The sequence below is a fragment of the Eremococcus coleocola DSM 15696 genome (genome assembly GCF_000428865.1).
Lineage (GTDB): Bacteria > Bacillota > Bacilli > Lactobacillales > Aerococcaceae > Eremococcus > Eremococcus coleocola.
This window is the reverse complement of sequence record NZ_AUAT01000042.1, coordinates 1-6,226: the sequence shown is the minus strand read 5'-3', so window position 1 is coordinate 6,226 and position 6,226 is coordinate 1. Positions and strand designations below refer to the sequence as shown.

The window sequence follows — 6,226 nt, the reverse complement described above, 5'->3', positions numbered from 1 at the left end:
CGCCAAGTCGCAATCAGAGAGGGATTATTTATCCCAAGTTCATTAGCCAGGGTTTGATAGGATTTTTCGCCGGATTCATAAAGTGTAATAGCTTTCAACTTAAATTCTACACTGTATTTTTTGTTTTGACGAGAGCGTTTTAACCCCTTAATCCCTGACGTTTGATAGGCATTGACCCACCGCCTAATCTGTTGAGTATCCTTCATGTTGTATTTTTTAGCTAACGGTTTGTATCCAATCGTATCCGAAAGATATTCTGCGACGACTTTCATTTTGAATTCTAAGCTATATTTAGCCATACAAAGACCCCCTAAAGTTGGATTTTTTGGTCCAACTTTAGGGGGTCAGTACATAAGGATAGGCTATTTTCTTTTATTTTTTCCACTTGATAAATTATAACAAAAAATTATCTAAAAAAACTACTCACCCTCACATAAAGAAGTAAAATTATCCGCAATCATTTGGAAATAAAAAAAGCCAGGGATTTACCCTGACTTTCTTTAAGCTGTATAAAAATTAGATTTTTTCTACGTTTGCAGCTTGAGGTCCACGTGCGCCATCTTCGATATCGAAAGATACAGCTTGACCTTCTTCTAAAGTTTTGAAACCTTCTGATTGGATTGCTGAGAAATGTACGAATACATCATCTTCGCCATCGCGTTCGATGAATCCAAAACCTTTGTCTGCGTTAAACCATTTTACTTTTCCTTCTGCCATTATAATATCCTCCTCGCGCCTAACATTTATTGCTATCGCTAAATTATTTTTATATTCTTGCTTAGGTACGAAAAAGATGTATTACTTTTAAAAAATTTCAAACATAATATCTTACCACTTACAAAAACATGAATTTATTATAGCATAGTTGCAAAAAATTTGAAAGTAACTTTTTTAAAATACTCTTAACTATCTATATCTTAATCAAAAATATCGGTACTTTCATGCAAACTTAAATAGTCCTCATGTCCAATAATTAGGTGATCTAAAATCTCGATTCCCATCAATTGGCCACATTCAATCATCCGCTTGGTAAACTGGATATCAGCCGTTGATGGGGCTACATCGCCAGAAGGATGATTATGGCCTAATATGATACGTGCCGTTGGGTACTTAACCGCTTCTTTAAAAATTTCGCGTGGGTGGGCTACTGAAGAATTCACTGTCCCAATAAAAATAGTTTTTTTCTTTATAATTTCATTTTTGGTATTGAGAAATAAGGCCATTAAGTACTCTTGTTGGAGGTCTGCCATTTCTATCATTAACCATTGTCCAGCTGACCGGGTAGAGGTTATTTGACCATATTTAGGTAATTGACTACTAGCACAGCGACGCCCTAATTCCAAAGCTGCTATTATTTCAATGGCTTTGACCGGACCTATACCTGGTGTTTGGGTTAACTCTTCGATACTTGCCTGACCTAACTCATGAAGTGACTCAAACCGTTTCAATAAATGCCCAGCTAAAACAATGACATTATCTTTGCGCCAACCAGTTCTTAATAAGATTGCCATGAGCTCTTGGTTTGAAAGAGCTTTATCACCAAAAGATAACAAACGTTCTCGGGGTAAAGAATCGACAGGAACTTCTTGAATAAGGGGTAATTTCATTTTGCTAGCCTCCTTAGCTTACTAGTAATAAATACCCCATCAAGCTAGAATTCCTTTTTATAAATGGCGTAATTGCCCCTTAAACTCTTCAATCGTTTGGTATCCCTTTAACTTCATAATTTCGGACAATTCTTGATTTAACTTAGTAAAAATACCAGAACCTTTCGCAGCCAAAGCAGAAGCCACTTGAACCATCGAAGCGCCGCAAAGAACCATTTCAAACACATCACGTCCATTAGAATCGCCTCCTGTGCCAATAATCGTAATCTCAGGGCGAAGTCTTTGATATAAGGCATGTACATTACCTAAAGCAATGGCCTTAATCGCTGCGGTCCCCCTAGCCCTCCAAAACCACCTTTTGCTTTGAACAAACTTGTTTCATCATTGATCCAAAGTCCATGTTATGCTCCTTTATAGGTTAAGATAAAAGATAAAAAGCCCAGCTCTCACGAGTTGGGCTTTAGGTAACCTGATTTATTTATTACTCACTTATCTTACCAGGATTGTTTATCTGTCTCTCGGACAGCATTAAAATTTACCTATGATTTGGCTCCAATTATAAAGTGAGCAAAATCAATAGTTAATCCTGAATCCAATAAAGTTAGATTAATTTTTTCAATTGTTCGATTCTAGCATTTACTTCCTTCAATTGATTTTGATAATTTTCTCCTTTTTGTCGTTCTTCGTCTACTACTTTGGCAGGAGCTTTAGCGACAAAACCTTGATTAGCCAATTTCTTTTCGACCCGTGCTACTTCTTTACTTAATTTTGTCACTTCATTATTTAAACGTTCAATTTCATCTTCAATTTTAATTAACCCTTGTAAAGGCATGATGACTTGAGCAAATGCTAAAGTTTGGGTCATAACTTCTTGCGGGGTTTCTGGATTTATTTCAATTTCAAGCTTATCTGGATTACAGAAACGTTCAATATATGATTTATTTTCCTCTAACAGATTTTTAGCCGCTTGGTCTCCTACTTTGATATAAATATCTACCGGTTTAGATAATGGTGAGTTGACTTCATTACGAATCGTACGGACAGCCCGAATAATTTCAATCAATTGATTCATAGCTTCTTCAGCCTCTGGCTTCCGATATGGTTCAACTACAGTTGGATAAGCTGCAACCACAATTGATTCATCTTCTGGATTAAATTGTTGCCAAATTTCTTCCGTAACGAAAGGCATAATTGGATGAAGTAACCGTAAGAATTTGTCTAAAACATAAATTAGGATTGATTTAGTAGTTTTATTATCTTGGTCGTTTTGTAAACTTTCCTTGGTCATCTCAATATACCAATCACAATAATCATCCCAGATAAAGTGGTAAAGGGCTCGTCCGGCTTCACCAAATTCAAACTTATCAAAGAGACGGGTTACCGTTTCAATTGTTTCTTGGAGACGTGATAGAATCCATTGGTCAGCTAAAGAGGTATCGCTGCCAATTTCTACATCAGCTAGGGTCATATCACCCACATTCATAAGAACATAACGAGAAGCGTTCCAAATTTTATTAATAAAATTCCAAGCAGCCGCTAATTTTTCAGGTGAGTAACGGACATCTTGACCTGGAGCAGACCCATTGGCTAAGAACCAGCGCAAGGCATCCACACCATACTCTTCAATCACATCCATTGGATCAATCCCGTTACCCAAGGATTTAGACATTTTCCGGCCTTCTTCATCTCGAATTAAGCCATGTAAAAGTACATTCTTGAAAGGTTTTTGACCAGTAAATTCTAAGGATTGGAAAATCATCCGACTAACCCAGAAGAAAATAATATCATAACCCGTTACTAAAGTTGATGTTGGGAAGTAACGTTGGTAATCATTTTGACTTTTATCGGGCCAGCCCATGGTAGAAAATGGCCATAAGGCTGATGAGAACCAGGTATCTAGGACATCACTATCGCGATCCCAGTTTTCTTCATCCGCTGGGGCCTCTTCCCCAACATAAACTTCCCCAGTCTCCTTATGATACCAAGCAGGGATTTGGTGTCCCCACCATAATTGCCGTGAAATGACCCAATCATGGACATTTTCCATCCAGGAGATAAAGGTATCATTGAAACGATCTGGGAAGAAATCAACCCTACGGTCACTTGCTTGGTTATTAATGGCTGCTTGCGCCAGGGGCTGCATTTTTACAAACCATTGCGTAGATAGATAAGGTTCAACAACCGCACCTGACCGTTCAGAATGACCTACGGAATGAACATGGTCAACAATCTTAACTAAAAGTCCCAAATTTTTTAGATCGGCGACAATGGCCTTGCGCGCCTCAAACCGGTCCATACCTTCATATTTACCAGATTTTTCATTCATTGATCCATCTTGGTTCATAACCTTGACCCGTGGTAGATCATGGCGGTTTCCGACTTCAAAGTCATTGGGATCATGAGCTGGGGTGATTTTAACCACACCTGTTCCAAATTCCATATCAACATATTCATCAGCGACAACTGGTATTTCCCGGTTCACTAAAGGCAAGAGCACTTTCTTACCAAGAAGATGAGCATACCGCTCATCGGCCGGATTGACCGCGATAGCTGTATCACCTAATAGGGTTTCTGGCCGGGTTGTGGCAATTTCAACCAATTCATCACTACCCACCACCGGATAATTAATATGGTAGAAGGCGCCTTTAACGTCTTTATGGATGACTTCGATATCAGATAAGGCAGTCTGAGCAGCAGGATCCCAGTTAATAATATATTCACCGCGATAAATTAGGCCCTTATTATATAAGTCTACAAAAACTTTGTTAACTGACTTGTTCAAGCCTTCATCTAGAGTAAAACGTTCGCGATTATAATCAACCGATACCCCCATCTTAGCCCATTGTTGGCGGATTGTTTGGGCGTATTCTTCTTTCCATTCCCAGGTTTTTTCTAAGAATTTTTCCCGGCCAAGGTCATAACGGGATAAGCCCTCTTCTTTTAACTTCGCTTCCACCTTAGCTTGGGTAGCAATCCCAGCATGGTCCATTCCTGGTAACCACAAAGTATCAAAGCCTAACATCCGTTTTTGTCGGATTAACATATCCTGTAAGGTCACATCCCAGGCATGACCCAAGTGTAATTTACCCGTTACATTAGGTGGCGGAATCACAATTGAATACGGCTCTGAATCTGTGTCTTCTGAAGGTGCAAAAACACCTTTGTCTAACCATTCTTCATACCGACCCGCTTCCACTTCTTGAGGATTATATTTGGGTGATAGTTCTTTTTTCATCCATGACTTCCTTTCTCTCTCCTAAAATGACAATTTAATCAAAATCAAAAATAAAAGCGTCCTATGCTGACACATAGGACGCTGCGGCGTGGTACCACCTAATTTTAGATTTCTCTCTTATTCTGATTGTTAACGAAGCTACACTCCGTAGGAAACTACTAGTCCAAAAACGTTGGCATCCCAGACTCCAAGCTACTTTCGTCAATTGGAAACTTTCAGCATTTGTTTCCTCTCTTTAGGTATCGACTACTTACTCTCTTCATTGTCATTCTATCGTATTATGGTCTAAATTATATCATAGCTCAGATAAAAGTAAACTAACTAGTGTAATTGTTGAAAAATATCTTTCATATCTCCCATATAATCTAGGACTTTTTCGGTTCTAATCTTGAGTGGCGTTTTATTAATCACTGCCAAATCCTGACCCTGAAAATACTGGATAAAAGCAGCAGCAGGATAAACAACCAAGGAGGTTCCTGCTACAATCATCATATCTGCTTGACTTATAGCTTGCATAGCCGCTAACATAGCAGTTTGATCTAATTGTTCTTGATAAAGAACCACATCAGGCCGAACTAAGCCACCATCAAAGGGACAGCGAGGGATACCCTCTTGGTCTAAAACTAAATTCTCATAATTATATGTTCGACCACACGCCAAACAATAGTTCCGGTGGACACTTCCATGCAATTCAACGACCTTTTGGCTACCAGCTGCTTGATGTAATCCATCAATATTTTGTGTAACAATCGTCAAGTCCTTTCCTCTTGCTTCCAGTTGAGCCAGATATTTGTGAACAACATTCGGCTTGGCTTCAGGATAAACTAAATGTTTAAAATAAAAATCATAAAACTCTGCTGGATATTGCTTAAAGAAATCATGGGAGATTATTTCTTCAGGGCTCATATGATTACCAGTTGCTTGACTATACACGCCATTGGCCGAACGAAAATCTGGTATTCCCGAAGCAGTTGAAACCCCTGCTCCCCCGAAAAAGACTAGATGCTGACTGCGGTCAATCGCCGTTTGTAGTGCTTCAATAGTAGCCATGGTGATCCTCCTTGGTAAAGATATTCCTATTTACAAGCCAAAATTACCTTAATTAAATTATACACAAAAAAGAACCGGATAGGGCTATCTTAACAAAAATCTCAGATTTTCTCCTTTTACAAGAAAAAATAGCGTAAAAAAGCAGAGGCCCTCTGAGGTGACCCTCAAAAGTTGGACTTTTATCCAGGACACATTTTAACGTGTTCTGGATATTTTTTATTCTTTTATGCTGCATATTTCATGCGATATTCTACTGGGCTCATAAAGTCCAGTTTTTTCTTGATACGTTCATTGTTGTAATATTTAATATAGTCTTCGATTGTTTGTTTCAATT

The 6,226-nt window shown here is 38.5% G+C and carries 7 protein-coding genes; all 7 read right to left on the bottom strand.

Annotation, left to right across the window (positions count from 1 at the left end):
• Positions 1 to 299: helix-turn-helix domain-containing protein (locus tag G396_RS0108450; RefSeq protein ID WP_028125697.1), on the bottom strand; the 299-nt coding region annotated here is incomplete at its 3' end.
• Positions 300 to 516: 217 nt separating this feature from the next.
• Positions 517 to 717, bottom strand: a complete 201-nt coding sequence (locus G396_RS0108445) for a cold-shock protein (RefSeq protein WP_006418141.1) — start codon at positions 715 to 717, stop codon at positions 517 to 519.
• A gap of 200 nt (positions 718 to 917) precedes the next feature.
• Entirely contained in the window at positions 918 to 1,607 is a 690-nt protein-coding gene (radC, locus tag G396_RS0108440) for a RadC family protein (protein WP_028125696.1), read from the bottom strand.
• A 57-nt stretch (positions 1,608 to 1,664) separates the two neighbouring features.
• Entirely contained in the window at positions 1,665 to 1,931 is a 267-nt protein-coding gene (locus G396_RS11280) for a beta/alpha barrel domain-containing protein (RefSeq protein ID WP_081683577.1), read from the bottom strand.
• A gap of 277 nt (positions 1,932 to 2,208) precedes the next feature.
• Entirely contained in the window at positions 2,209 to 4,842 is a 2,634-nt protein-coding gene (locus tag G396_RS0108430; protein WP_028125695.1) for a valine--tRNA ligase, read from the bottom strand.
• Positions 4,843 to 5,163: 321 nt separating this feature from the next.
• Positions 5,164 to 5,892 carry an NAD-dependent protein deacylase gene (locus tag G396_RS0108425; RefSeq protein WP_028125694.1) on the bottom strand — a complete coding sequence of 243 codons (729 nt, stop codon included), beginning with the start codon at positions 5,890 to 5,892 and terminating at the stop codon, positions 5,164 to 5,166.
• A 224-nt stretch (positions 5,893 to 6,116) separates the two neighbouring features.
• Positions 6,117 to 6,226 (bottom strand): IS3 family transposase (locus tag G396_RS10630; RefSeq protein WP_034907867.1); only part of this gene is annotated, 110 nt, incomplete at its 5' end.